The sequence below is a fragment of the Streptomyces sp. NPDC007896 genome, from assembly GCF_042959425.1.
In the GTDB taxonomy this organism is placed as follows: domain Bacteria; phylum Actinomycetota; class Actinomycetes; order Streptomycetales; family Streptomycetaceae; genus Streptomyces.
This window is the reverse complement of record NZ_JBIBKX010000016.1, coordinates 173,231-198,153: the sequence shown is the minus strand read 5'-3', so window position 1 is coordinate 198,153 and position 24,923 is coordinate 173,231. Positions and strand designations below refer to the sequence as shown.

Annotated in this window: 22 protein-coding genes; 15 read left to right on the top strand and 7 right to left on the bottom strand. The window is 70.6% G+C overall.

Annotated features, from left to right (window positions below; genetic code table 11):
- Positions 1–77: 77 nt before the first annotated feature.
- From rsmI to ACFZDJ_RS40680, 11 genes are all read left to right on the top strand, one after another.
- Complete coding sequence (rsmI, locus tag ACFZDJ_RS40730; protein ID WP_391066704.1) at positions 78–935, top strand: 16S rRNA (cytidine(1402)-2'-O)-methyltransferase; 858 nt, start codon at positions 78–80, stop codon at positions 933–935.
- Between the two features lie 200 nt (positions 936–1,135).
- On the top strand, positions 1,136–1,570 hold the full coding sequence (locus ACFZDJ_RS40725) for a hypothetical protein (RefSeq protein ID WP_390930217.1): 435 nt from the start codon (positions 1,136–1,138) through the stop codon (positions 1,568–1,570).
- Positions 1,571–1,666: 96 nt separating this feature from the next.
- Positions 1,667–2,539 (top strand): TatD family hydrolase, encoded by an 873-nt coding sequence (locus tag ACFZDJ_RS40720; protein WP_168509115.1) that lies wholly within the window; start codon positions 1,667–1,669, stop codon positions 2,537–2,539.
- A 138-nt stretch (positions 2,540–2,677) separates the two neighbouring features.
- A complete protein-coding gene (locus tag ACFZDJ_RS40715; protein WP_391066701.1) occupies positions 2,678–4,090 on the top strand; it encodes a ubiquitin-like domain-containing protein in 1,413 nt (470 codons plus the stop codon).
- 117 nt (positions 4,091–4,207) lie between these two features.
- Complete coding sequence (rsmA, locus tag ACFZDJ_RS40710) at positions 4,208–5,170, top strand: 16S rRNA (adenine(1518)-N(6)/adenine(1519)-N(6))-dimethyltransferase RsmA (RefSeq protein ID WP_391066699.1); 963 nt, start codon at positions 4,208–4,210, stop codon at positions 5,168–5,170.
- Positions 5,167–6,102: a 4-(cytidine 5'-diphospho)-2-C-methyl-D-erythritol kinase gene (locus ACFZDJ_RS40705; RefSeq protein WP_390930208.1), complete on the top strand. Its 936-nt coding sequence runs from the start codon at positions 5,167–5,169 to the stop codon at positions 6,100–6,102. The genes rsmA and ACFZDJ_RS40705 overlap by 4 nt, the downstream gene beginning before the upstream one ends.
- Positions 6,103–6,212: 110 nt before the next feature.
- Entirely contained in the window at positions 6,213–7,568 is a 1,356-nt protein-coding gene (locus ACFZDJ_RS40700) for an acyltransferase family protein (protein WP_391066697.1), read from the top strand.
- Positions 7,569–7,799: 231 nt separating this feature from the next.
- Positions 7,800–9,608 (top strand): ATP-binding cassette domain-containing protein, encoded by a 1,809-nt coding sequence (locus tag ACFZDJ_RS40695; RefSeq protein ID WP_390930205.1) that lies wholly within the window; start codon positions 7,800–7,802, stop codon positions 9,606–9,608.
- A gap of 238 nt (positions 9,609–9,846) precedes the next feature.
- Positions 9,847–11,742: a PQQ-binding-like beta-propeller repeat protein gene (locus ACFZDJ_RS40690; protein WP_391066694.1), complete on the top strand. Its 1,896-nt coding sequence runs from the start codon at positions 9,847–9,849 to the stop codon at positions 11,740–11,742.
- 91 nt (positions 11,743–11,833) lie between these two features.
- The gene (locus tag ACFZDJ_RS40685) at positions 11,834–13,675 is read left to right on the top strand and encodes a PQQ-binding-like beta-propeller repeat protein (protein ID WP_391066691.1); all 1,842 of its coding nucleotides are present in this window, start codon (positions 11,834–11,836) and stop codon (positions 13,673–13,675) included.
- Positions 13,676–13,900: 225 nt separating this feature from the next.
- Complete coding sequence (locus ACFZDJ_RS40680; RefSeq protein ID WP_391066689.1) at positions 13,901–14,605, top strand: LuxR C-terminal-related transcriptional regulator; 705 nt, start codon at positions 13,901–13,903, stop codon at positions 14,603–14,605.
- Positions 14,606–14,654: 49 nt separating this feature from the next.
- Here the strand turns inward: ACFZDJ_RS40680 and ACFZDJ_RS40675 are convergent, their stop codons facing one another.
- From ACFZDJ_RS40675 to ACFZDJ_RS40655, 5 genes are all read right to left on the bottom strand, one after another.
- A complete protein-coding gene (locus ACFZDJ_RS40675; RefSeq protein ID WP_390930197.1) occupies positions 14,655–15,935 on the bottom strand; it encodes a GNAT family N-acetyltransferase in 1,281 nt (426 codons plus the stop codon).
- 73 nt (positions 15,936–16,008) lie between these two features.
- Positions 16,009–16,890, bottom strand: a complete 882-nt coding sequence (locus ACFZDJ_RS40670) for a helix-turn-helix domain-containing protein (protein ID WP_390930195.1) — start codon at positions 16,888–16,890, stop codon at positions 16,009–16,011.
- A gap of 76 nt (positions 16,891–16,966) precedes the next feature.
- A complete protein-coding gene (locus tag ACFZDJ_RS40665; protein WP_099922226.1) occupies positions 16,967–17,728 on the bottom strand; it encodes an SDR family oxidoreductase in 762 nt (253 codons plus the stop codon).
- A gap of 132 nt (positions 17,729–17,860) precedes the next feature.
- On the bottom strand, positions 17,861–18,073 hold the full coding sequence (locus ACFZDJ_RS40660; protein ID WP_390930906.1) for a DUF397 domain-containing protein: 213 nt from the start codon (positions 18,071–18,073) through the stop codon (positions 17,861–17,863).
- Positions 18,074–18,081: 8 nt separating this feature from the next.
- Positions 18,082–18,933, bottom strand: coding sequence for a Scr1 family TA system antitoxin-like transcriptional regulator (locus tag ACFZDJ_RS40655; RefSeq protein WP_391066686.1), 852 nt, complete (start codon positions 18,931–18,933; stop codon positions 18,082–18,084).
- Between the two features lie 225 nt (positions 18,934–19,158).
- On the opposite strand from ACFZDJ_RS40655, the gene ACFZDJ_RS40650 reads away from it, so the two are divergent.
- Both ACFZDJ_RS40650 and ACFZDJ_RS40645 read left to right on the top strand, forming a co-directional pair.
- On the top strand, positions 19,159–19,572 hold the full coding sequence (locus ACFZDJ_RS40650; RefSeq protein ID WP_391066683.1) for an ATP-binding protein: 414 nt from the start codon (positions 19,159–19,161) through the stop codon (positions 19,570–19,572).
- A gap of 33 nt (positions 19,573–19,605) precedes the next feature.
- Positions 19,606–20,484, top strand: coding sequence for a hypothetical protein (locus ACFZDJ_RS40645; protein ID WP_391066681.1), 879 nt, complete (start codon positions 19,606–19,608; stop codon positions 20,482–20,484).
- 224 nt (positions 20,485–20,708) lie between these two features.
- Here ACFZDJ_RS40645 and ACFZDJ_RS40640 read toward each other — a convergent pair whose 3' ends face one another.
- Both ACFZDJ_RS40640 and ACFZDJ_RS40635 read right to left on the bottom strand, forming a co-directional pair.
- Entirely contained in the window at positions 20,709–21,020 is a 312-nt protein-coding gene (locus ACFZDJ_RS40640) for a hypothetical protein (protein WP_168509107.1), read from the bottom strand.
- Between the two features lie 20 nt (positions 21,021–21,040).
- Positions 21,041–22,720: a sodium:solute symporter family protein gene (locus tag ACFZDJ_RS40635; protein ID WP_351698183.1), complete on the bottom strand. Its 1,680-nt coding sequence runs from the start codon at positions 22,718–22,720 to the stop codon at positions 21,041–21,043.
- Positions 22,721–22,873: 153 nt separating this feature from the next.
- Between ACFZDJ_RS40635 and galT the strand changes: the two genes are divergently transcribed.
- Both galT and galE read left to right on the top strand, forming a co-directional pair.
- On the top strand, positions 22,874–23,962 hold the full coding sequence (galT, locus tag ACFZDJ_RS40630) for a galactose-1-phosphate uridylyltransferase (protein ID WP_391066678.1): 1,089 nt from the start codon (positions 22,874–22,876) through the stop codon (positions 23,960–23,962).
- Positions 23,959–24,921: a UDP-glucose 4-epimerase GalE gene (galE, locus tag ACFZDJ_RS40625; protein WP_168509104.1), complete on the top strand. Its 963-nt coding sequence runs from the start codon at positions 23,959–23,961 to the stop codon at positions 24,919–24,921. Before galT ends, galE begins: the two co-directional genes overlap by 4 nt.
- Positions 24,922–24,923: the final 2 nt, after the last annotated feature.

Sequence of the window (24,923 nt, the reverse complement as noted above, 5' to 3'; positions counted from 1 at the left end):
CAGGTCTGTGGGAGTCCCGTGCACGGGCCTAATGGGTGGATGCGGCTGCCGCCGAATGCCCCTGCGAGGATGGAACTGTGACAGGAACCCTTGTTTTGGCCGGCACCCCCATCGGCGACGTGGCCGACGCCCCGCCCCGGCTCGCCCAGGAGCTGGCGGACGCGGACGTCGTCGCCGCCGAGGACACCCGCAGGCTGCGCCGGCTGACCCAGGCGCTGGGCGTGCAGCCCACCGGGCGCGTGGTGTCGTACTTCGAGGGGAACGAGGCCGCCCGGACGCCCGAACTCGTCGAGGCGCTGGCCGGCGGGGCGCGCGTGCTGCTGGTGACCGACGCCGGGATGCCGTCCGTCTCCGACCCCGGGTACCGGCTGGTCGCGGCGGCCGTCGAGAAGGACATCAAGGTCACCGCCGTACCCGGCCCGTCCGCCGTGCTCACCGCGCTCGCGCTGTCCGGGCTGCCCGTCGACCGGTTCTGTTTCGAGGGGTTCCTGCCGAGGAAGGCGGGCGAGCGGCTGTCCCGGCTGCGGGAGGTCGAGGGCGAGCGCCGCACGATGGTCTACTTCGAGGCCCCGCACCGCCTCGACGACACCCTCGCCGCGATGGCCGAGGTCTTCGGGGACGGGCGGCGGGCCGCCGTCTGCCGCGAGCTGACCAAGACGTACGAGGAGATCAAGCGCGGGCCGCTGGGCGAGCTGGCGGCCTGGGCCGCCGAGGGCGTACGCGGGGAGATCACGGTGGTGGTCGAGGGCGCGCCGGAGAAGGGCGCCGAGGAACTGGACGCGGCCGAACTGGTGCGCAGGGTGCGGGTGCGGGAAGAGGCGGGAGAGCGCCGCAAGGAGGCCATCGCGGCGGTCGCGGCCGAGGCCGGAATTCCCAAGCGCGACGTGTTCGATGCGGTGGTCGCGGCAAAGAACGCGGCGCACAGCGCCCCATAGAAGAGCAAAGGGCCGGCACGGAAAGCAAAGCTCAGGCCGTGTCTCCGAGGCATTCCGACAAGGAAAGGCCAAAACGACTCCAATAGTCGACAGGCCTGATGCGTTCCCGCCCGGAGAAGCGTCCACTGGTTGAAGGGACGTACCCGTCCCTCGCCCCCGCCGACCGGGGGCGCTTGTCCAGCGGAACAGCAGGAGCTGGCATGAGTGAGATCGCAGGGCAGACCGGCAACCGCAGCGCGGCGACCGCCGTCGTCAACGAGTCGTATTCCTTCGCATGCATGCGCTGCGGGCACGGCTGGGAGCAGTCGTTCGAGATAGAGCACCACCGCGACGCCGAGGGCGGCGAGTTCGTGATGTACGTGGCGGACGGCCATGTCGTGCCGTCCCCGCTGAGCCGGCCCTCCTGCCAGAACTGCGACGGACACGTGGTGCGCATCATGCGCGCCGGACAGGTGTCCTCCGTCCAGAACTCCATGCACCAGCACACGCACCACCCGGTGTCGGCCCACCCCGAGCAGGCCCACCCCGAGCAGGCCCACGACGAGGCCCTCGACCAGCCGGCCGTGCCCAAGGAACCCCACCACTGGCACCTCTCCGACCTGCTGCACCCCTTCCACCACCGCAAGGCGGGCTGATCGCGGGAGCGGGAGCGCGGTGACCTCGCCCGGGTGAGGTCCGGCCCGCGCCCTTCGCGGGACCGGGGACATGCCCTCCTTTCGTAGGATCGAGGCATGCCCTCCGACAAGACCGAAGCGCCACCGCTCCCCGAGCCGCTGCGCGTCCCCGTCGCCGACTCGCACACCCACCTCGACATGCAGTCCGGCACCGTCGACGAAGGACTCGCCAAGGCCGCCTCGGTCGGCGTGACCACGGTCGTCCAGGTCGGCTGCGACCTGAAGGGCTCCCGCTGGGCGGCCGAGACCGCCGCCGCGTACGAGGCCGTCCACGCCACCGTCGCCCTGCACCCCAACGAGGCACCCCGTATCGTGCACGGCGACCCCGACGGCTGGTCCCGGCAGGGCGCACGGGGGCCCGGTGGTGACGGCGCCCTGGACGAGGCCCTCGCCGAGATCGACCGCCTCGCCGCCCTTCCCCAGGTCAAGGGCGTCGGCGAGACCGGGCTCGACTACTTCCGTACGGGCCCCGAAGGCAAGGCCGCCCAGGAGCGCTCCTTCCGCGCCCACATAGAGATCGCCAAGCGGCACGGAAAAGCCCTGGTCATCCACGACCGCGACGCGCACGCCGACGTGCTGCGCGTCCTGAAGGAGGAGGGCGCGCCCGAGCGGACCGTCTTCCACTGCTACTCCGGCGACGCGGCGATGGCCGAAATCTGCGCCCAGGCCGGGTACTACATGTCCTTCGCCGGAAACATGACCTTCAAGAACGCCCAGCCTCTGCGCGACGCGCTGGCCGTGGCCCCCCTGGAGCTCGTCCTCGTCGAGACCGACGCGCCCTTCCTGACCCCCGCCCCGTACCGCGGACGGCCTAACGCGCCTTATCTCATTCCGGTCACGGTGCGCGCCATGGCGGCCGTGCGGGGCATCGACGAGGACACGCTGGCGACGGCGCTCTCCGCGAACACGGCGCGGGCCTTCGGTTACTGAGGGATAGCCCTTCCGGCCATTCTCCGGGGTCGCACCTCAGGGCAGTGTCGCGACACAGCGTAGCCGCGTTGCTTGGGAGAGTGACGGCCGCTCCGCTAGGTTCTGGTCGCCCGATCCGGACTCCTGGAGCGTGTCGTCGTGAGCAACTTGCCCAAGTCGCCCAACTCGCAGTACGAGACGTATGGCCCGACTGGAACGTCGTTCGAGGACCGAGAGGGCTACGAGCAGCTCTCGTACGGTGCCGGAAGCCCGGACCGTGGCGGCTACGTGGACACCTACCGGCCCGCGTACGAGGCACTGGCGGCGTCCCAGGCGCCGACCGAGCCGATACTGCCCCGGCAGACGCCGACGTTGGTGCAGACGCGGGCGTTCGGGGATCCGGCGGACGAGGGGGAGCCCCGGTCCGGCGGGCGGGCCGCTGCCCGGCGCGCCGCCCGGCGCCGGCGCGCCGCCGAGCGTCCCGACCCGCTGCGGCGGCTGCTGCCCCAGGCGCTGGTCGTCGCCTTCCTCGCCGGCGGCGCCTCCGCCTTCGTCGCCAACGACAAGGCCATCGAGCTCAGCGTCGACGGGAAGGCGCGCACGCTGCACACCTTCGCCGACGACGTGACCGGACTCCTCGCCGAGGAGGGCGTGCGCGTCGGCGAGCACGATGTCGTCGCGCCCGCCCTCGGCACCGAGCTGACCAGCGGCGACGAGATCGCGGTCCGCTACGGGCGGCCCGTGCGGCTCACCCTCGACGGACAACCGCACGAGGTGTGGACGACGGCGCACACGGTGGACGGGGCGCTCCAGCAGCTCGGGGTGCGCGCCGAGGGGGCGTACCTGTCGACCTCGCGCTCCCGGCGCATCGGCCGGGAGGGCCTCGCGCTCGACGTCCGCACCGAGCGGACGGTGACGATCATGGCGGACGGGCGGGCGCGGACGATCCGGACGAACGCGGCGACCGTCGGCGAGGCCGTCGAGGAGGCCGGGATCACCCTCCACGGCGAGGACACGACGTCCGTCCCGTCGGGGAGCTTCCCCCGGGACGGACAGACGGTCAGCGTCATGCGGATCACCGGCACCCAGGAGGTCCGCGAGGAGGCGATCCCCTTCCGTACGACACGGACGAACGACCCCTCGCTGTTCCGTGGCACCGAGGCCGTCGACCGGGCCGGGGAACCCGGGACCCGGCGGGTCACCTACCTGCTGCGGACCGTCAACGGGGTCAGACAGAAGCCGCGGAGGGTCGGGGACGAGGTGGTGCGGGAGCCGCGGGGGCAGGTGGTGCGGGTCGGTACGAAGCCGCGGCCCGATCTCGCGCAGGATGCGGACCATCTGAACTGGTCCGGGCTCGCGGCGTGCGAGTCCGGCGGTCGCCCCGGCGCCGTGGACCCCTCCGGCACCTACGGCGGCCTGTACCAGTTCGACACCCACACCTGGCACACGCTCGGGGGGTCCGGGCGGCCCCAGGACGCGCCGGCCGCGGAGCAGACCCGCCGGGCGAAGAAGCTGTACGTCCGCCGGGGCGCGAGCCCGTGGCCCCACTGCGGAGCCCATCTGCACGGCTGACGGGTTCTCCGGCCGCGGGCCCGGTGGGGGCCGGTCGCGCCCACGCGGCGCAGCCGCATATCCCGCAACGCCCCGCGCCCCTGCGGGGCGCGGCCCGCACCCCCGTAGTCTTGGGGCGTGAACAGCCCCACCCCCGACGCCCTCCTGGGCCCCGCCGACGTCCGCGAGCTCGCGGGTGCCCTCGGTGTGCGGCCCACCAAGCAGCGCGGCCAGAACTTCGTGATCGACGCCAACACCGTGCGCCGCATCGTGCGCACCGCCGGCGTACGGGCCGACGACGTGGTCGTCGAGGTCGGCCCCGGCCTCGGCTCGCTGACCCTCGCGCTGCTGGAGGCGGCCGACCGGGTCGTCGCCGTGGAGATCGACGACGTACTCGCGGGGGCGCTCCCGGCGACCATCGCCGCCCGTATGCCGGCCCGCGCCGACCGCTTCGCACTCGTGCACTCCGACGCCATGCACGTGAACGAGCTCCCCGGCCCCGCCCCCACCGCCCTCGTCGCGAACCTCCCGTACAACGTCGCCGTACCCGTGCTGCTGCACATGCTCGGCACCTTCCCGACCATCGAGCGCACGCTGGTGATGGTGCAGGCCGAGGTCGCCGACCGGCTCGCCGCGGACCCCGGCTCGAAGGTGTACGGCGTGCCGAGCGTCAAGGCCAACTGGTATGCCGACGTGAAGCGGGCCGGCTCCATCGGACGGAACGTCTTCTGGCCCGCGCCGAACGTCGACAGCGGCCTCGTGTCGCTCGTCAGGCGCGCCGAGCCCATCAGGACCACGGCCTCCAAGCGCGAGGTCTTCGCGGTCGTCGACGCCGCCTTCGCCCAGCGGCGCAAGACGCTGCGCGCCGCCCTCGCCGGGTGGGCCGGTTCCGCGGCCGCCGCCGAGGCCGCGCTCGTCGCCGCCGGGGTCTCACCGCAGGCCCGCGGGGAGTCGCTGACGGTGGAGGAGTTCGCCCGTATCGCCGAGAACAAGGCCGAGAACAAGGCCGAGAACGCCGAGAACGCCGAGAACGCCGAGAACGCCGAGAACGCCGAGAACGCCGAGAGCAAGGCGGAGAACAAGGAGAGCGCTCAGCCGTGACGGAGTCGAAGACCGAGCCCAAGACGGGCACGGGCACGGACGTCGTGACCGTTCGCGTCCCCGCCAAGGTCAACGTCCAGCTCGCCGTCGGCGCCGCCCGTCCCGACGGCTTCCACGACCTGGCCAACGTCTTCCTCGCCGTAGGGCTGTACGACGAGGTCACCGTGGTGCCGGCGGACGAGCTGCGGATCACCTGTGAGGGCCCGGACGCCGACCAGGTGCCCCTCGACGCCACGAACCTGGCGGCCCGCGCGGCCCTCGAACTCGCCCGCCGGTACGGCATCGAACCAGCCGTCCACCTCCACATCGCCAAGGACATCCCCGTCGCGGGCGGTATGGCGGGCGGCAGCGCCGACGGTGCCGGGGCGCTGCTCGCCTGCGACGCCCTGTGGGGGACGAACGCCTCCCGCGAGGAACTCCTCGACATCTGCGCCGAGTTGGGCAGTGATGTGCCGTTCAGCCTGGTGGGCGGGGCGGCGCTGGGCGTCGGACGGGGTGAGCAGCTGCGGACGCTCGAGGTCGGCGGGACCTTCCACTGGGTCTTCGCGATCGCCGAGCGCGGGCTGTCGACCCCGGCGGTCTTCCGGGAGTTCGACCGGATGAACGAGGGGGTGCGGATCCCGGAGCCGGTCGCCTCGCAGGAGCTGCTCGACGCGCTGGCCAAGGGGGACGCCGGGGCCCTCGCCCGCGCCGTCTCCAACGACCTCCAGCCCGCCGCCCTCTCCCTCTTCCCGGCCCTCGCCGACACGCTCGCCGCGGGGCGGAACGCCGGTGCGCTCGCGGCCCTGGTCTCCGGCTCGGGGCCGACCACGGCCTTCCTCGCGGCGGACGCCGAGGCCGCGCGCGCGGTCGCCGACGCGCTGCGCGCCTCCGGCACCTGCCGGACGGTACGGGTCACCGACGGCCCCGCCCCCGGCGCGACGGTCGTCTGACCCGCACGGGCGCCGGTACTCAGAGGCGCGTCTCGGGGTCGCGGTACTCAGAGGCAAAGTGAGTACGGGCGCGCTGACGCCGTAGCGGCGGACGGCGCGACCGTTCTCGTATGGCATCAAGCGCTCACGCTCTCGCGGCGGCCACACCCGTCTCGCGCGACAAGTACGTCGATCTGCTGCGGGTCGCCTCGCTCGGCACGGTGGTGCTCGGGCACTGGCTGATGGCCGCCGTGTCGGTGCGCGGCGACGGACGGGCCGAGGTCGGGAACCTGCTCGCCGTGGACCCCCGCCTCCAGCTGCTCACCTGGGCCCTCCAGGTGATGCCCGTCTTCTTCTTCGTCGGCGGTTTCTCGCACGCGCTGTCGTACCGCTCGCTGCGACGCAAGGCCGGGGAGAACGAGGGAGAGGCTCTCTACTCCGTCTTCCTGCGCGCCCGGTTGCAACGGCTGCTGCGGCCGACCGTGGTGTTCATCGGCGTGTGGGGAGCGCTCGCGCTCGCTCTGCAACTCGCGGGCAGGGAGGGCGGGTTGCTGGACGTGTCGCTACGACTCGTCGCCCAGCCGCTGTGGTTCATAGGGATCTACCTGGCGATGGTGGCCTTCACGCCGCCGCTGCTGCGGCTGCACGAGCGGTACGGGTGGGGCGCGTTCGGCGGGCTCGTCGCCGCGGCCGGTCTCGTGGACGTGCTGCGGTTCGGGTTCGGTGTGCCGTACGTGGAGTTCCTGAACTTCGCGTGCGTCTGGCTCGCCGTCCATCAGCTCGGTTTCCTGCGCGCGGACGGGAAGCTGGGACGTCCCTACCTCCTCGCGGGCGCCGGGCTCGCCGGGGCGGTGCTGCTGGTGGCGTACGGGCCGTATCCGCTGTCCATGGTCGGGATGCCCGGCGAGAAGATCTCCAACATGGCGCCGCCCACCTTCGCGCTGCTGTGCCACGGGCTGTGGCTGGTCGGCGGGGTGGAGTTGCTGCGGGGCGCCGCGCAGCGGTGGCTGCGCCGGCCGCGGGTGTGGCGTGCGGTCGTCGCGGCCAACGGCGTGTCCATGACGGCCTTCCTGTGGCACCTCACCGCGATGCTCGGTGTGTACGGGGCGCTGCTGGCCCTCGGCGTACGGCTGCCGGAGCCCGCGACGGGAGCGTGGTGGGCCCAGGTGCCGGTGCGGGTGGTGGTGGCCGGTGTGGTGACGGCGCTGCTCGTCACCGTGTTCCGGAGGTTCGAACAGCCCGCTGCCGCGGTCGTACGGGAGCCGGGGGCGCCGTCCGCGGGTGCGCGGCCGGCCGCCGCGCTCGGCGTGACGCTGTGCCTCTTCGGGGTGCTGGGGCTCTCCATGGTCGGGTTCGGCGGGTTGCTGGAAGGGCGCACGGCGGTACTGATCGCGGTCCGGGTGACGGCTCCGGTCGCCGTGGCGATGACGCTCGCGGGGTGGCTGCTGGTGGAGCGGGCGGGACGTGGGCGGCCTGCGGCCGCGTAAGTATGTGGTGCGGTGCGTTGTCCGCGGGCCGGTGGGGGCTGGTCGCGCCCACGCGGCGGAGCCGCCTACGTGTCACAGCCCCGCGCCCCTGGGGGCCGGGGCTGCGCCGCAGGCCCCCACCACCCGCAGCCGAGGGAGCCACCCGCAGCCGCAGACCCACCCGTGTGGCTCGGGAGGTGAGGGAGCCGGACTACCCTTGAGGGTCGATCGTCCCCCTTGTTCAGGAGAGAAATGGCCGTCAACCTGGTCAATGTCGAGTCCGTCAGCAAGGTGTACGGCACCCGTGCCCTGCTCGACGGAGTCTCCCTCGGCGTCAGCGAGGGCGACCGGATCGGTGTGGTCGGGCGGAACGGCGACGGCAAGACCACCCTCATCCGCATGCTCGCCAAGCTGGAGGAGGCCGACACCGGCCGCGTCACGCACTCCGGCGGGCTGCATCTGGGGGTGCTGACCCAGCACGATTCCCTCGACCCCGCCGCCACCGTCCGGCACGAGGTCATCCGCGACCTCGCCGACCACGAGTGGGCGGGCAACGCCAAGATCAGGGACGTCCTGACGGGACTGTTCGGCGGCCTTGACCTGCCGGGGTTCCCGCAGGGGCTCGACACGGTGATCGGCCCGCTCTCCGGCGGTGAGCGCCGCCGTATCGCGCTCGCCAAGCTGCTCATCGAGGAGCAGGACCTCATCATCCTCGACGAGCCCACCAACCATCTGGACGTGGAGGGCATCGCCTGGCTCGCCCAGCACCTGCGGGAGCGGCGGTCGGCGCTGGTGTGCGTGACCCACGACCGGTGGTTCCTCGACCAGGTCTGCACCCGTATGTGGGACGTGCAGAAGGGCGCGGTGTACGAGTACGAGGGCGGGTACTCCGACTACGTCTTCGCGCGCGCGGAGCGTGAGCGCATCGCCGCCACCGAGGAGGTCAAGCGGCAGAACCTGGTGCGCAAGGAGCTGGCCTGGCTGCGGCGCGGCGCCCCCGCCCGTACCTCCAAGCCGCGCTTCCGTGTCGAGGCCGCCAACGAGCTGATCGCGGACGTGCCGCCGCCCCGCGACAAGAGCGAGCTGATGAAGTTCGCCAGCTCACGGCTGGGCAGGACGGTCTTCGATCTTGAGGATGTGACGGTGCAGGCGGGCCCGAAGGTCCTGCTCAAGCACCTCACCTGGCAGCTCGGGCCCGGCGACCGGGTCGGGCTCGTGGGTGTGAACGGAGCCGGCAAGACCTCTCTTCTGCGAGCCATGGCCGAGGCCGCCCGCAGCGAGGGGGAGACGCAGCCCGTCGCCGGGCGGATCAGCACCGGCAAGACCGTCAAGCTCGCCTATCTGTCGCAGGAGGTCGCCGAGCTCGACCCGACCTGGCGGGTGCTGCAGGCCGTGCAGGCCGTCCGCGACCGGGTCGACCTGGGCACGGGGCGCGAGCTGACCGCGGGGCAGCTCTGCGAGACGTTCGGCTTCAACAAGGAGAAGCAGTGGACGCCCGTCGGGGACCTCAGCGGTGGTGAGCGGCGGCGGCTTCAGCTGCTGCGGCTGCTCATGGACGAGCCCAACGTCCTCTTCCTCGACGAGCCCACCAACGACCTCGACATCGAGACGCTGACCCAGCTGGAGGACCTGCTCGACGGCTGGCCCGGCTCGATGATCGTGATCTCCCACGACCGGTTCTTCATCGAGCGCACGACGGACAACGTGTTCGCGCTCCTCGGCGACAGCACCCTGCGGATGCTGCCGCGCGGGATCGACGAGTACCTGGAGCGGCGCAAGCGCATGGAGGAGGTCGCCGCGGCGGCCGTACTCGCCGCCGCGCCCGCGCCATCCGCCAGGGCCGCCTCCGCCGCCGACGCCCGCGCCGCGAAGAAGGAGCTGCAGAAGATCGAGCGTCAGCTCGACAAGATCTCCGAGAAGGAGAGCAAGCTCCACACCCAAATCGCCGACAACGCCACGGACTTCGAGAAGGTCGCCAAACTCGACGCCGAACTGCGTCAGTTGACCGGTGAGCGCGAGGAACTGGAGCTGCGCTGGCTGGAGCTCGCGGAAGACGCGTAAGCCTCTGGCAGGCGGCGCGCGCGTCCCGTGAAGGGGGCGTGAAGGCGCGTAACGAGGGCATCACGGGCCGGTCCTCCCTTGGGAACAGGGGGAGTACCGGCCCGTTGTTCGAGGTCTCCAGAGTGATAGAAAGGTCCGTCTGAGAACAGTCTGAGAACCACCGGTGTGGCGCGAAATCGGCGCCGCCGACCGCGTCGCCGGTGGGGCGCCACATCAGTGAACTAGGGGGAACGCGCTGATGAGTCAGCCGCCGAGTGAGCCGCCGCAGGGTGGCTTCGGAGCACCGCAGGACCAGCCACCGACGCCGTCGACGCCACCGGTTCCACCGGCGGCACCGGCGCAGGGCGGGTTCGGCGCACCCCCCAACGCGCCCCAGGGCACGCCCCCTCCGCCCGCCGGTCCGCCGGCGCCCGGTTACGGATATCCGCAGCAGCCCGGGCCCTACGCCCAGCCCGGCCCGTACGCGCAGCCGCCGCAGCAGCCGGCGGGCCCGTACGCACAGCCGCCGCAGCAGCCGGGGCCGTACGCCCAGCCCGGCCCGTACGGACAGCAGCCCGGCTACGGACAGCAGCCCGCGTACGGTCAGCAGCCCGCATATGGTCAGCAGCCCGGATACGGGTCCGGATATGGCTATCCGGGCCAGGCGCAGTACCCGGGCGGCCCCGGCGGCCCGGGCACCCCTCCGCCTCCTCCCGGTGGTTCCAAGAACCCCTTCAAGGGCCGCCCGGCCGTGGTCATCGGCGCCGCCGTGGCCGCGCTGCTCGTCGTCGGCGGGACCGTCTGGGCCGTCAGCGGCGGGGGCGGCGACGACGGCAAGAAGCCGGTCGCCCAGGACAGCAAGGGCGGGAAGGCCTCTTCCTCCGCCGATCCGGTCAACCCCGGTGACGGCGGCGGCAACGGTGGCGGGGACCCCGAGAACCTCAACGCGGGCCGCCAGGCCGGTGAGGCGAAGGTGCTCTGGTACAAGCAGGCGCCCGACGCGCCCGGTTCCGGCGCCGACGCCCCCGGCCTGTGGATCACCGACAAGGCGGCGGTGAAGGCCGCGTACAAGCAGGTGTTCGCGTACAACGTCGGCGACGGCAAGCCCACTTGGGACCCGATCACGTTCCCGCAGCCGATCTGCGCGGTCACCCCGCAGAAGACGTCCGACGACAAGGTCGTCGTGGCGTACAAGAGCGGTGCCGGCGACAACGCCAAGTGCAACCAGCTCCAGCAGATAGACCTCGAGAGCGGTGCCAAGGGCTGGAGCGGCAAGGTCGCCGACGGAGCGCTCTTCGACAGCACGCTCACCGTCGAACTGTCGGTCACCGGCAAGACGCTGATGGTCGGCCGCTCGCAGTCCGGCGTGGCGTACGACATCACTAGCGGCAAGAAGCTCTGGGACAAGAAGAAGTACGGCCAGGCCTGCTTCCCGGCCGCGTTCGCGGGCGGCGCCAAGCTGCTGTCCGTCGCCTCCTGCGGTGCCGCCACCGACACCGAGCACGACGAGGTGCAGGAGCTGGACCCGGCCACCGGCAAGGCCAAGTGGACCACGAAGATCCCCAAGGGCTGGACGGTCGAGCGCACCTACTCCGTCGATCCCGTCGTCATCTACATGACCAACAAGGATCAGAAGAAGGTCAACGTCACCACGTTCAAGGACAACGGCGCCGTCCGCTCACAGCTCAAGAGCAGCGACGCCTTCAGGCCCGAGTGCGGTTTCGCCATCCTCGACCGCGATCTGACGGGCTGCTTCGGCACCGCCGCCGACGCGAACACGCTCTATCTGCCGACCGAGGCGAAGAGCGGCGCCAACGAGATCGTCGCCTTCGACCTGTCGACCGGCAAGGAGAAGTGGCGCGTCAAGTCCCCGGCCGCCGAGTCGATGCTGCCGCTGAAGATGGACGGGACGCAGCTGATCGCGTACGTCGAGCCGTCGTACGACGCCGGTGGGCAGATCGTGTCGATCCCCACGACCGGAAGCGGCCACAAGCCCACCAAGCTGCTGCAGAACCCGCAGGGCACGGCGTCGGTCGAGAACGGCTTCTTCTCGAAGGCGGTCGACTACGTGGACGGGCGCTTCTACATCTCCACCACCCGGCTGACGGGCAACGACAAGTCGAAGGAGAAGTTGATGCTGGCCTACGGCAAGTGACGCACGCTCACGCCACCTTCGCCCCGTTCGCCACCTTCTTCGTCTCCGGCATCTCCGTCCCCAACGCATTCGCATCCGAGGTAGACACGTCATGAGCCAGCCGCCGCCCCCACCACCGCCGAACCAGCCCCCGCAGGGCGGTTTCGGCGCCCCGCAGGACCCTCCGCCGGGTGGGTTCGGTGCGCCTCAGGACCCTCCGCCGGGTGGCTTCGGAGCCCCCCAGGACCCGCCGCCGGGCGGCTTCGGTGCGCCGCAGGCTCCGCCGCCCGGTGGCTTCGGCGCCCCGCAGCCTCCGCAGGGTCCCGGCTACGGCTACCCGCAGGGGCCTCCTCAGGGACCCCCGGCCCAGCCGGGCTACGGCTACCCCGGCCAGCAGCCCGCCCAGCCCCCGGGCCCCCCGGGCCCCCCGTACGGCTACGGCTATCCGCAGCAGCCGCCGACCTACCCGATGCAGCCCCAGGTTCCCCAGGGCGGGGGCGGCGGGCGGAAGCCGAACAGACAGGTGGTCATCATCGTGGCGGCCGTCGCGGCCGTCGCGCTGATCATCGGCGGCGGGGTCTGGTACGCGAGCTCCGGCAAGGACGACAGCAAGAACAACTCCTCCGGTACGAGCGGCGGCACCGGAGGCAAGGGCGGCTCGGGCGGCGACAAGACCACCGGTTCCACCGGCAAGGAGAAGGTCCCCGCCAACACCAGCTCCAAGGTCCTCTTCCAGGTCCCCGCGCCCGCCGTGCCCGCCGAGAGCAGCGTGTCCACCGTCGGCTCCTGGCTCACCGACAAGGTGTACGCCAAGAGCGGCAACGCCGAGATCAACGGCTACGACCCCGACTCGGGCGCCAAGGTCTGGACGATCAAGCTCCCCGGCCCCGTGTGCGCGGCCAGCCGCCACGCCTCCGACTCCGGCCGCACCGCGATCGTCTACGAGCCCGCCATGCCGACCAAGGCGCACGCCTCACACGGCTGCAGCGAGGTCTCCGCCCTCGACCTCGCCGCAGGCAAGCTGCTGTGGACGAAGTCGGTCAAGTCCGGCGACCAGAAGATCAGCCTCGACAACGTCACCACCAGCGCGAACACCGTCGCCGTGGGCAGCACCAACGGTGGCGCCGCGTTCGACATCTCCACCGGCAAGGCGCTGTGGGTCCCGAAGCCCACCGACAGCTGCTACGACGCCGGGTACGGCGGCGGCGACAAGCTGGTCGCGGTCCGCAAGTGCGGCGAGTACGGCAGTACGCGGCAGTTGCACATCCAGACCATCGACCCGACGTCCGGGAAGGTGATCTCGGAGTACAAGATGTCGCCCGGCATCGAGTACGCGAGCGTCGTGTCGACGAACCCGCTGGTGGTGGCCGCCGACGTCGGCGACTCCGCCGGTGACGGCAGCGGCATCTCGGACTTCTTCTCCATCGACAACAAGACCGGTCAGCTGCGCACCAGGATCTCCGCGCCGGGCAAGACGTACGCGGCCAAGTGCGACGGCATCACCAGGATCGAGAGCTGCGCGAGACTGGTGGTCGGCAACGACAAGCTCTACATCCCGACCGAGCAGCACGACGGCGGCCAGTCCGGCCGGATCAACGAGATCGTCGCCTTCGACCTGGCCACCGGCAAGCAGACCGGCCAGCGCGCGGACGCGGGCGACGGCTACGACATCTCCCCGCTGCGCATGGACGGCGGCAACCTCCTCGCGTACAAGCGGCCGCCCTACGACAAGGGCGGCCAGATCGTGAGCATCGACGGCACCTCCTTCAAGGAGACCAAGCTCCTGGAGAACCCGGCGACCGAGTCGGTCCACGACGCGGAGACGAGCATGCTCCCGGACTACGCCGAGATCCTTTACAGCAAGGGTCACCTGTACATGTCCGGGATCTACGCCCACAAGCCGTACAGCGCATCCGAGAAGGAGTACCTGGTGATCGCGTTCGGCCCGCAGTAGGTCAACTTCTTTTGACCATGGCCCCGTCCCAGCTCAGGGACGGGGCCGTTCGCTTACCCCTCATCACTCCCGAATACGAGGAATTTCGATATTCCGGGGCACTTCTCACCAGTAGGGGAAGCGCAACGTCGAACAAGCGTGTAGCTTCCGGGGGATGGAGAGCCGGGGGGCTCCTAATCCACGGGGAACCAGTGGGGATGCTTGGGGGGACTGGGGGGTTGCTCGATGGGAGTGCGGCTCATGGTGGTCGACGACCACCGACTGCTCGCCGAGGCGTTGGCCTCGGCGTTGAAACTGCGGGGGCACCGGGTGCTCGCCGCGGCGGCGCCCGCCGCGGGAGCGGCGGAGCTGGTGATCACCAGGGCGCCGGAGGTGTGCCTGATCGGCACGGCGACACCCGCCGAGCCGGGAATCTTCGACCCGGTGATCAGGATCAAACGGGAGCGTCCGCAGGTGGCGGTCCTGGTCCTGGGCCCGGTCCCGAACCCGCGCGGCATCGCCGCCGCGTTCGCCGCGGGCGCGTCGGGCTACGTACGCCATGACGAGCGGATAGAGGGAGTCGAGCGCGCCATCATGAAGGCCAGGGCGGGCGAGGCGGCGGTCGCCCCCGCGCTGCTCCAGGGCGCCTTCAGCGAGCTGTTGAACCCCGCCGCCCAACCGGACGACGAGGGCCAGCGGCTTCTGCAGATGCTCACCCCACGCGAGGTGGAGGTCCTGGTGAGGGTCGCGGACGGGGAGGACACGAGGCTCATCGCGGCCGGTATGGGGATAGCTCCGTCGACCGCCCGGACCCATGTCCAGCGGGTGCTGATGAAGCTGGGGGTGGGGTCGCGGCTGGAGGCGGCCGCCCTGGCCGCGCGGACGGGGCTGCTGGACCGGGCGGGTCCGCTGCCGACGTCTCCCGGCGGCACGGCGGAGGACGCCGGCTGAGACCGACGACGACGTCACGGGCGCCGATCGCGCTCGGGAGAACCCGGCATCACATGCGTAGGTGGTGCTCGATGTCCTCTCTGAACTCGGTGAGCGCCTGTTCGGTGAGTGAGGGACGGGTGTCGGCGATGGCGGCGAGGTAGTCCTCGGTGTCGGCCGGGGTGCCCTGACGGTCGGTGATCTCGCGTTCGAAGGCGGCCTGGGCGCCCTTGCGGGCGGCGAACTCGATGTCGGCGGGGGTGAACATCTCGCTGGCCTCCACCAGCCGGTGCAACCCGACCCCGTCGGCGGCCCGGCCCAGGTAGCGCCGCCAGATCGCTTCCCGGGCGGCCGCGTCGGGGGGACCGACCGGGATGACGTAGTCGAACCGGCCGGGGCGCAGGAACGCCGGATCGAGGGAGCGGACGGAGTTGGTGGCGCAGATCAGCAGCCGGTCGTCGTGGTCGCGGAAGCCGGGGATCAGCTTGAGCAGTTCGTTGGTGACGCCGTGGCCGGGGTCGACGGCCACACCGGAGCGGACGCCGGCGATCTCCTCGACCTCGTCGATGAACAGGAGCACCGTCTCCAGCCCCGCCAGCTCGTGGAACGTGTCCCGCAGCGAGGCGGCCAGGCCCCCGGTGGAGTCCGCGGCGAGCCGGGACGGGAAGAGCTCCACGAACGGCCACTCCAGCCGGGAGGCGACGGCTCGCGCGAAGCTGGTCTTGCCGGTGCCCGGCGGCCCGAAGAGGATGACCGCCTTCGGCGGCGCCACCCCGTACCGGTCGGCCAGCGCGGGTTCGGCCAGCGGCAGCACGATCCGCCGCTCGATGGTCTCCTTCTCCCGCTCCATCCCCGCGAGGGCGGCCCAGAGCCCGCCCGGCTGCACCCGCCCGCCCAGCTCCGCGAGCAGACCCGCGTCGCTCGCGCCGAGGTGCTCGACCTTCTCGTAGAAGACCAGTCCGTCCCGGGCCCGGTAGCCGGAGTTCTCCAGCGCCGCGGTTCCGGTGGCCCCGGGGGCGAGCAGCGCACCGATCCGACGGATCCCCTGCGTGCGCAGGCGCCGCTCCAGCTCGGCGATCAGGGCGCTGCCGATGCCCCGGCTGCGCCAGTGTCCCGCGAGCGCCACCAGCGTGATCCACGCCCGCTCACCCTGGGCCTGCGCCACCGCCATGCCCACCAGGTCGTCGCCGACCACCGCGACCACCGCGGGGCCGCCGGCCCGGGCCACGGCCATGACCTCGGAGACGGGGAACACCGGAGGGGAGTCGTCCGTCTGCCGGTCCTGGTCCCAGATCTGGATGGCACGGTCGAGATCGTCGTCGCGGAAGTCCCGCAGTCGCCACGTCGGCATCATCGCCACCTCGCCGACCACTCATTCTCCGCGCGGTTCGAAACCCGGGCGACCGGACGGCGGTGGCCGCTCGTCAGTCGGCCGACCGATGAGCGCCGGTGGCCGTGGGGGCGGTCCAGGCGAGCAGCATGTGGAGGGCGTCGTGGGATGCGGTGTCCGGCTCGGCCGCGTACGTGATCAGGGCCTGGTCGGGGTCGTCGGCCGCGCGCAGGGTCTCGTAGGTCAGTTCCAGGTCGCCGACCACCGGGTGGTGGAACCCCTTGATGCCCGAGGTCCTGTCCTGCACCGGGTGCTCCGCCCACCAGCGGCGGAAGTCCTCGCTGCCCATCGACAGCTCCCCGATCAGCTGGGCCAGTCGCGGGTCGCCGGGGTGGTTCCGTCCCGCCAGCAGGTGGAGGTAGGCCACGTTCTCGCGGGCGCAGGCGGTCCAGTCGGTGTACAGCTCCCGGGACGCCGGGTCGAGGAAGGTGATCCGGGCGATGTTGCGCTCGGCCGGGTCCATGGCGGAGTAGTCGCCGAAGAGGGCACTGGCTGCCGGGTTCCAGGCCAGGATGTCCATGTTCCGGCCCATCACCATGGCCGGCACGTCCGTCAGCTCGTCCAGCAGCCGCTGGAGCATGGGCCGCACGCGCTGCTCGCGGGGCCGGTGCGGGCGCGCCGGACGGGCGGTGTGGCGGCGTGGTCGGGCCAGGTGATGCAGGTGCCGGGTCTCGTCGTCGGTCAGCCGCAGCGCGCGGGCGAGGGCGTCGAGCACGGTGTCCGAGGGGTTGGGCACGCGGCCCTGTTCCATCCGGGTGTAGTAGTCGACGCTCACCCCGGCCAGTTCGGCGACCTCCTCGCGGCGCAGGCCCGCGACCCGGCGCGTGCCGCCGAAGTCGGGCAGGGCCACATCCTGCGGGTGCAGGCCCGCGCGGCGGGTGCGGAGGAAGTCGCTCAGGCTGGTCGCGGTGCTCATACGGCGATTGTGGCCGATCGGGGTGGTGTGCTGCCTGGCCCTGCTGGTGCCAGGCAGCGCACCACCCCGGGAGATGTCAGGCCTGGCGGGTCGGCAGGACGATCGACTGGCGCAGGTTGACGTGCCGGGGACGGCTGACGGTGTACGCGACGAGGTCGGCGATGTCCTCGGCGGTGAGGGCGGGGACCACGGTGAACAGCCCGCCGAGCTGCTCGCGCAGTACCGGGTTGTCGATGTGCTCACCGAGCTCGGTGTCGGTCAGGCCCGGCTCGATCGTGCTGACCCGGACGTCGCGCGGGCCCAGCTCGGTGCGCAGCGCCGCGGACAGCTGGGTGAGGGCGGCCTTGGTGGCCCCGTACACGGCGTAGTCGGGGAAGACGACGTGGGAGGCGATGGAGGAGATGTTGACCAGATCGGCGGTGTGGCCGTCGGCTGCGGCCGCGGTGAGGTCGGGCGTGAAGGCGCGGATGACGCGCAGGGCGCCGGTGAGGTTGGTGTCGATCATGCGGGTCCACTCGTCGATCCGGCCGTCGTCGAGGGGGTTGGGCAGCATCACACCGGCGTTGTTGACCACCAGGTCGACCCGTCCGTAGGCATCGTGGACGGCCTTGGCGGCGGCGTCGACGGAGGCCTGGTCGGTGACGTCGGCCTTGACGGCGAGGGCCTGGCCGCCGGCGGCGGTGAGTTCGGCGGCCAGTGCGTCCAGCCGGTCGGTGCGCCGGGCGAGCAGGGCGACACGGGCGCCGCCCGCGGCGAGCAGGCGGGCGGTGGCCGCGCCCATGCCGCTGGCGGCTCCGGTGACGAGGGCGGTGCGGGCGGCGAGGGCGGGGTGGTTCATGAGTGCTCCTGGCTCTGCTGAGCGGACCCGGTCCCGGTGGACCGGCCCGCTGTGCTGACACGGATCACTCTGCGTGCGGCCGGGGACGCCGAACCAGACTCTGCCGTTCCCTGGGAGAGCCAGTGCCCCCCGCTACGCCGGGGGCGTGGAGAGGGCTCCGGAGCGTATGCCGTCGAGGAGGTGGGCGAGGGTGCTGGGGGTGGTGGTGAGGTGGGTGGCGGGGGTGTCGCTCTCGCGGAGGTGGATGGTGGCGGGGGTGGCGGGGGTGGTGGCGAGTTCGAGGCAGTTGTTGCCGTCTCCGCTTCCGGAGAAGGACGACTTCTGCCAGTTGCCGGGGGTGGTCACGGTGAGCCTCACAGTTCCTTCGCCAGCCTGTGGATGAAGTCACGCGAACGGTCGGGTTCGAGTGACGCAGCCTCCACCTTACGGAAGAGCGTTCGAAATGCGCCGAGTTGGGCTTCGGAGTCGATGAAGCCCGCACCATGGGGAGCGTCACGTACGACAGTGTCCAACCGGGGAACAGCTCCGCCCGCGTACATCATGGCGTTGGTGGCTCCGGCGAAGCCGTTCAGGTCGAAGGGGATCACCCGCACGGTGATGTGGTCCTCCTCGGAGAGTTCCATGATGCGGATGAGTTGAGTCCGCATGGCGGCTTGGTCGCCGGCTCTGATGCGCAGTGCAGCCTCGTGAATCACCGCTTCATACGGGACGGGGGCGGAGTCCCTGATGATCGCTTTGCGTTCCATTCGGTGGCGGACGCGCAGCTCAAGGTCGTTGTCGGGGAGCTCGGGGACGCGGTACGAGAAGATGGCCCGTGCGTAGTCCTCCGTCTGGAAGAGGCCGGGGACGTGCAGGAACTCCACGTCGAGTCGGTACGTGGCGTGGTGCTCCAACTCGGCGATGTCGAGGAACAGCGTGGGCAGCAGGCCTCGGTACCGCTCCCACCAGCCGCGCGTACGGTCGGTCGCCATCGCGGCCAGCGCCTCGACCAACTCCGCGTCCGCGCAGGAGTAGTGAGCGGCAAGACTGCGTACGCGCTCCTCGCTCACACCCGCGATGCCGGACTCCATCTGGCTCATCTGCGCCGAGTCGGACCCGACCAGGGCGGCGGCTTCACGTGCTTTGAGTCCCGCGGCTTCACGCAGTTTCCGCAGTTCGATCCCCAGACGCTCCTGGCGGGCGGTGGGCTGCCGTCTGCGCGGCATGGCTTCCTCCTCGCCCCAACTGTCATGAGGCAGTGACTCGTTCGAGGGGCAGATTACGGCAGCGACTTGCGCGGGCCCAAATTTTACTCATGCCGTCAGTGATGCGACGCACACGCTGCGAAACCCCGGGACCCCGGAAGCGCACCACTCCGTCCTGCTACGACGGCTGCGGCACAGCCACCGCCCGGCATCCTCAACTCCCCTCACTGCGAACGGAGTTCACCCGTGCCCGAATCCGTCGCCGAACCCTGGGAGTACATGATGTACATCCCCCACGACCTCCGCGCCGTCACCGTCAGTCGTCGTACCGTCCGCCTGATCCTCACCCTGCACGGGCTGATCCACCTCACCGACGTCGCCGAGCTGGTCGCTGCCGAGCTGGTCTCCAACGCCGTACGGCATACGAAGGGTCAGGCGGCGCTACGGGTGCAGTGGCGGGCCGGGGTCCTGCGCATCGGCGCCTGGGACGCGGACCCGCAGCCTCCCGAACCGTCCCTTCCCTGGGACCGGCTCACCGACGCCGAGGAGGGCCGCGGACTCGCCCTGGTCCGGGCCTGCGCCGACGAGTGGTCGTGGCAGCCGCTGACCAGGAACGGGCGGCGCGGCAAGTACGTGTGGTGTGACCTCGCCGCCGCGTAGCTCGTTGATCACGTCATACAGGAAGGAGGGCTGATGGTCAGCTCGTCGCATGAGGCGCTGCATCAGATCTGTCAGAAGGACACGGAGGGGATGATCCGAAGCTTCCGGCGGCTGTTGCACGTGCCGTTTCCGGAGCCGCGCGCAATCGCCGTGGTCAACACGGACTTAACCGAGATCGAGCCGGTTGAGCGCCGCGTGGACAGTCTGGTCCGGATGGACACCGATGAGGGTGACTTTCTGCTCGTGCTGGAGTCGCAGGGCAAGAAGGACGAGAGGAAGCGCGGGAGCTGGCCGTACTACCTCTCGTACCTCTACGAAAAGTACCGCTGTGAGCCGGTGCTGATCGTCATGACCCAAAGCCGATCCACCGCCCGGTGGGCAGCCCAGCCCATCCGGTTCGGTCTGCCGGGATGGTCCTCGCTGGTCGTACGTCCGCTGGTCCTCGGGCCCGACAACGTGCCGGTGATCGCGGACGAGACGGAGGCGGCGCGGGACGTCACCCTGGCGGTGTTTTCGGCGATTACGCATGGTAAGGGGGCGGATGCCGCTGCGATACTGGGGCCGCTCGCGACGGTTCTGGAGACGGTGGATCCCGACAGCGCGGTGGTGCTCGCGGAGCTTGTCGAGTCAGGCCTGGTCGATGCACAGGCGAAGAAGATCTGGAAGGAGCTGATGATGCCGGTGAACTACTTCTTCAAGAACCCGGTCGCGCAGAAGTTGAGGGAGGAGACGCGTGTCGAGGATTGGAGCGAGGTGATCTTGAACATCTTGAAGTGGCGAGACATCGAAGTTCCCGACTCCGTCCGGCTGCGCGTGCGGGCGTGTTCCGACCTGGACCAGCTCAAGGCCTGGTCGGAACGAGCCATCCACGTGACCGAAGCTACCGAACTGTTCGATGACGACGGAGCCTGAGGAGAAGGACGGCAGCCAGGAACAGGACTCGGCGCTCTGGGGATTGAGGCGCCACCCGACGTCAAGGCCAAGGTGTTCGTAACCACCGACCTGGAGCGGCTCCGGATCTTGCGCGATCGCGCCTTCGAAGTGACCGACCCTGCCGACCTCTTCATCCCCGAAGGGCCCGCGTAGCCGTACGGGGCCGGAGTCCCCCGGCGCACTCCAGCCCCGCCCGACACCGGCTACTGCGACGGAGGCTCCTCCTCCGGCATCGGCACCGGCGGTGCCAGCGGCCGTAGCCACAGCCACAGCAGGAAGAAGATGCCCAGGGCGAGCATGCCGAGGCCGGTCCAGAGGTTGATGTTGACGCCTTGGGCCTTGGCGAGTTCGGCCTTGGAGGCGGTCAGGCCCGCCAGGGTGACGATGACGCCGTAGACGACGAACAGGCCGCCGATGATGGTGCGGATGTCGAAGAGGCGGGTCGCGGTCGCGGACTGATGCTCCAGCTCCGTGACCTCGCGCTGGACATCGCGGTCCGAATAGTGGTCGGACATGGTTGCTCAGGCCTCCTGCGTCAGAACGAGAACGGGATGTAGCAGACCGCCGCCAGGATCAGCGCGCCCCAGCCCAGCAGCGCCGGCCTGCGGTACCACGCGTCGTCGCCCACGGCCGGCGGCTCGGCCATGCCGGGGGAGACGGTGCCGTAGACCAGGCCCTGGAGGTCCTCCGCCGGTTTGGGGGCCGTGAAGAGGGAGACCGCGACCATCACCACCGCGCCGGCCACGAAGCCCGCGATCGCCGAGACGAAGTTGGCTCCCTGGTCGGAGGGGATGGCGATGATCCCCTGCTTGTAGATGACGAAGTAGTTGACCATCGCCGCCGTCGTGCCCGCCAGCAGGCCCCAGAAACCCGACTTCGCCGACGCGCGCTTCCAGAACATGCCGACGATGAAGGCCACGAACATCGGCACGTTGAAGAAGGAGAAGAGGGTCTGCAGGTAGGCCATGATGTTGGAGAAGGACGACGCCAGGAACGCCGTGCCGATCGACGCCAGGACGCCGATCACCGTGATCAGGCGGCCGAAGCGGACGTAGTAGGAGTCCTCCCGGTCGGTCACGACGTACCGCCGCCAGATGTCCGACGTGAACACCGTGTTGAACGACGAGACGTTGGCCGCCATGCCCGCCATGAAGGCCGCCAGGAGCCCCGTCACCGCGATGCCCAGCACGCCGTTCGGCAGCAGTTCCTGCATCAGGTACGGGACCGCGTCGTTGTACTGGAGGTTCGAGCCGCTGGTGCCGATCCTGGGGACCAGGACGGCCGCCACCAGGCCCGGGATCATCACCAGGAAGACGATGAAGATCTTGGGGAACGCCGCGATGAGCGGGGTGCGCTGGGCCGCCGACAGGTTCTTCGCCGAGAGCGCGCGCTGCACCTCCGCGAAGTTCGTCGTCCAGTAGCCGAAGGAGAGGACGAAGCCGAGGCCGAGGACGATGGTCAGCCAGTTCGCGCCCAGCGGGTTCACATGGCCGATGCCCGTACCGCCCCAGGCGGTGGTGAAGTCACTGCCGTGGGTCTTGTCGAGCGAGTGGGTCAGGCCGTCCCAGCCGCCGACCCGCTTCAGGCCGAGCGCGGCGATCGGGATCAGGGCCGCGAGGATCACGAAGAACTGCAGCACCTCGTTGTAGATCGCCGAGGACAGGCCGCCGAGCGTGATGTACGCCAGGACGAAGAACCCCGCGATCACGATCGCCACCCACTGGGGCCAGCCGAGCAGCGCCTCGACCACGATCGCCAGTGAGTACAGGTTGACGCCCGCGATCAGGATCGCCGCGAAGGCGAACAGGATCGAACTCAGTAGGTGCGCCGCCTTGTCGAAGCGCAGGAGCAGGAACTCGGGGACCGAGCGGACCTTCGAGCCGTAGTAGAACGGCATCATCACCAGGCCCAGGAACACCATGGCGGGGATCGCGCCGATCCAGTACCAGTGCACGGTGTAGACGCCGTACTGCGCGCTGTTCGCGGCCATTCCCAGGATCTCGGTCGCGCCGAGGTTGGCGGAGATGAACGCGAGGCCGGTGATCCAGGCGGGCAGTGAACGCCCGGAGAGGAAGAAGTCGAGGCTGGTCTTGACCGAGGCCTTGGCCGCGAAACCGATGCCGAGCACGACGACGAAGTAGATGCCGAGGATCGTGTAGTCGAGCCCGTTCGTGGGGAGCCGGAGCCCTGCGGCGAGGTATGTGGGGGCATGCATGCCCGTATCCATGCCCCATGAGTCGCATGACGCTGCCCAAGCTTCACAGACACCCCCCAAACCCCCGCAGGCATTGACGTTCCTGTTGCTTTGTGGTTTGTTGTGTTCGGTTATGTTTGATGGTTGGGTGTGGTGTGGATGAGGAGTCCAGCGGTGAAGAAGACCTCGACCCGGCTTGCTGACGGTCGTGAGCTGATCTACTACGACTCGGGCGACGACACGGTGCGTGACGCGGTGGACCGCCGCCCGCTGGAGCCCACCGTCACCAGCTCCCAGGTGCGCCGCGACCCGCTGCTCGGCGACTCGGTCGCGATCGCCTCGCACCGCCAGGGGCGCACGTATCACCCCCCGGCGAACGAGTGCCCCCTGTGCCCCTCGCAGGGTGACCGGCTGAGCGAGATCCCGGACTCCTCGTACGACGTCGTCGTCTTCGAGAATCGTTTCCCCTCGCTCGCCGGCGACTCAGGGCGCTGCGAGGTCGTCTGCTTCACCTCCGACCACGACTCGTCCTTCGCCGACCTCACCGAGGAGCAGGCGGGGCTCGTCCTGGAGGCGTGGACGGACCGCACGGCGGAACTGTCCCACCTCCCCTCCGTCGAACAGGTCTTCTGTTTCGAGAACCGCGGCGAGGAGATCGGCGTCACCCTCGGCCACCCGCACGGGCAGATCTACGGCTACCCGTTCACCACCCCGCGTACGGCCCTGATGCTGCGTTCGCTGGCCGCGCACAAGGAGGCCACCGGCGGCGAGAACCTCTTCGACGACGTCGTCGCACGCGAGCTCGCCGAGGGCGACCGGATCGTCCTGGAGACCGAGCGGTGGGTCGCCTTCGTGCCGTACGCCGCGCACTGGCCCTACGAGGTCCACCTCTACCCCAAGCGGCGGGTGCCCGACCTGCTCGGGCTCGACGAGGAGGCACGCACAGAGTTCCCCCAGGTCTATCTGGAACTCTTGAGGCGCTTCGACCGGATCTTCGATGGGTCGGGTGGTGGGAAAGAAGGGGAGGGCGAGCCTCCGACGCCGTACATCGCCGCCTGGCACCAGGCGCCTTTCGGCGCGCTGGAGGAGTTCGAAGGTGTGAGCAGGGACGACTTCGCGCTTCACCTCGAGCTTTTCACCATTCGCCGCACTTCCGGCAAGCTGAAGTTCCTCGCGGGTTCCGAGTCCGGCATGAGCGTGTTCATCAACGACGTGCCGCCGGAAGCCGCGGCCCAGCGACTGCGAGAGGTAGCGAGTTCATGAGTGGGAAGTACCTGGTCACGGGTGGCGCGGGCTATGTCGGCAGCGTGGTCGCGCAGCATCTGATCGAGGCCGGTCACGAGGTGACGGTCCTCGACAACCTATCGACCGGCTTCCGTGAGGGTGTGCCCGCCGGGGCCGCCTTCATCGAGGGCGACATCCGCGACGCCGGTAAGTGGCTGGACTCCTCGTACGACGCCGTGCTGCACTTCGCCGCGTTCTCGCAGGTCGGCGAGTCCGTCGTGAAGCCCGAGAAGTACTGGGACAACAACGTCGGCGGCACCATGGCGCTGCTCGGGGCGATGCGCGAGGCGGGCGTGCGCAAGCTGGTCTTCTCCTCCACCGCCGCCACGTACGGCGAGCCGGAGCAGACCCCGATCGTCGAGTCCGCGCCGACGAGGCCCACCAACCCCTACGGCGCCTCCAAGCTCGCCGTCGACCACATGATCACCGGCGAGGCGGCGGCCCACGGACTGGGCGCGGTGTCGCTGCGCTACTTCAACGTGGCCGGCGCCTACGGGGCGCAGGGCGAGCGCCACGACCCCGAGTCGCACCTCATCCCGCTCGTCCTCCAGGTCGCGCAGGGGCGGCGGGACGCGATCTCCGTCTTCGGCGACGACTACCCGACGCCGGACGGCACCTGCATCCGCGACTACATCCACGTGGCGGACCTGGCGGACGCCCACCTGCTGGCCGTCGAGGCGGCCACCGCCGGTGAGCACCTCATCTGCAATCTCGGCAACGGCAACGGCTTCTCCGTCCGCGAGGTCATCGAGACCGTCCGCCAGGTCACGGGGCACCCGATCCCCGAGGTCACGGCCCCGCGCCGGGCCGGGGACCCGGCCGTGCTCGTCGCCTCGGCGGCGACCGCGCGCGAGCGGCTCGGCTGGAACCCGTCCCGCGCGGATCTCGCGGGGATCGTCGCGGACGCGTGGGCGTTCGCTCAGAACAAGGAGCGGTAGGT

Excerpts from the sequence above, each read along its gene's own strand:
- ACFZDJ_RS40665 (WP_099922226.1), bottom strand. The coding sequence starts at position 17,728 with ATGAACCACCCCGCCCTCGCCGCCCGCACCGCCCTCGTCACCGGAGCC.
- ACFZDJ_RS40690 (WP_391066694.1), top strand. The coding sequence starts at position 9,847 with ATGAGTCAGCCGCCGAGTGAGCCGCCGCAGGGTGGCTTCGGAGCACCG.
- ACFZDJ_RS40640 (WP_168509107.1), bottom strand. The coding sequence starts at position 21,020 with ATGTCCGACCACTATTCGGACCGCGATGTCCAGCGCGAGGTCACGGAG.
- ACFZDJ_RS40700 (WP_391066697.1), top strand. The coding sequence starts at position 6,213 with ATGGCATCAAGCGCTCACGCTCTCGCGGCGGCCACACCCGTCTCGCGC.
- ACFZDJ_RS40720 (WP_168509115.1), top strand. The coding sequence starts at position 1,667 with ATGCCCTCCGACAAGACCGAAGCGCCACCGCTCCCCGAGCCGCTGCGC.
- ACFZDJ_RS40645 (WP_391066681.1), top strand. The coding sequence starts at position 19,606 with ATGGTCAGCTCGTCGCATGAGGCGCTGCATCAGATCTGTCAGAAGGAC.
- ACFZDJ_RS40635 (WP_351698183.1), bottom strand. The coding sequence starts at position 22,720 with ATGCATGCCCCCACATACCTCGCCGCAGGGCTCCGGCTCCCCACGAAC.
- ACFZDJ_RS40675 (WP_390930197.1), bottom strand. The coding sequence starts at position 15,935 with ATGCCGACGTGGCGACTGCGGGACTTCCGCGACGACGATCTCGACCGT.
- ACFZDJ_RS40655 (WP_391066686.1), bottom strand. The coding sequence starts at position 18,933 with ATGCCGCGCAGACGGCAGCCCACCGCCCGCCAGGAGCGTCTGGGGATC.
- ACFZDJ_RS40695 (WP_390930205.1), top strand. The coding sequence starts at position 7,800 with ATGGCCGTCAACCTGGTCAATGTCGAGTCCGTCAGCAAGGTGTACGGC.
- ACFZDJ_RS40685 (WP_391066691.1), top strand. The coding sequence starts at position 11,834 with ATGAGCCAGCCGCCGCCCCCACCACCGCCGAACCAGCCCCCGCAGGGC.
- ACFZDJ_RS40725 (WP_390930217.1), top strand. The coding sequence starts at position 1,136 with ATGAGTGAGATCGCAGGGCAGACCGGCAACCGCAGCGCGGCGACCGCC.
- ACFZDJ_RS40680 (WP_391066689.1), top strand. The coding sequence starts at position 13,901 with ATGGGAGTGCGGCTCATGGTGGTCGACGACCACCGACTGCTCGCCGAG.
- galE (WP_168509104.1), top strand. The coding sequence starts at position 23,959 with ATGAGTGGGAAGTACCTGGTCACGGGTGGCGCGGGCTATGTCGGCAGC.
- ACFZDJ_RS40670 (WP_390930195.1), bottom strand. The coding sequence starts at position 16,890 with ATGAGCACCGCGACCAGCCTGAGCGACTTCCTCCGCACCCGCCGCGCG.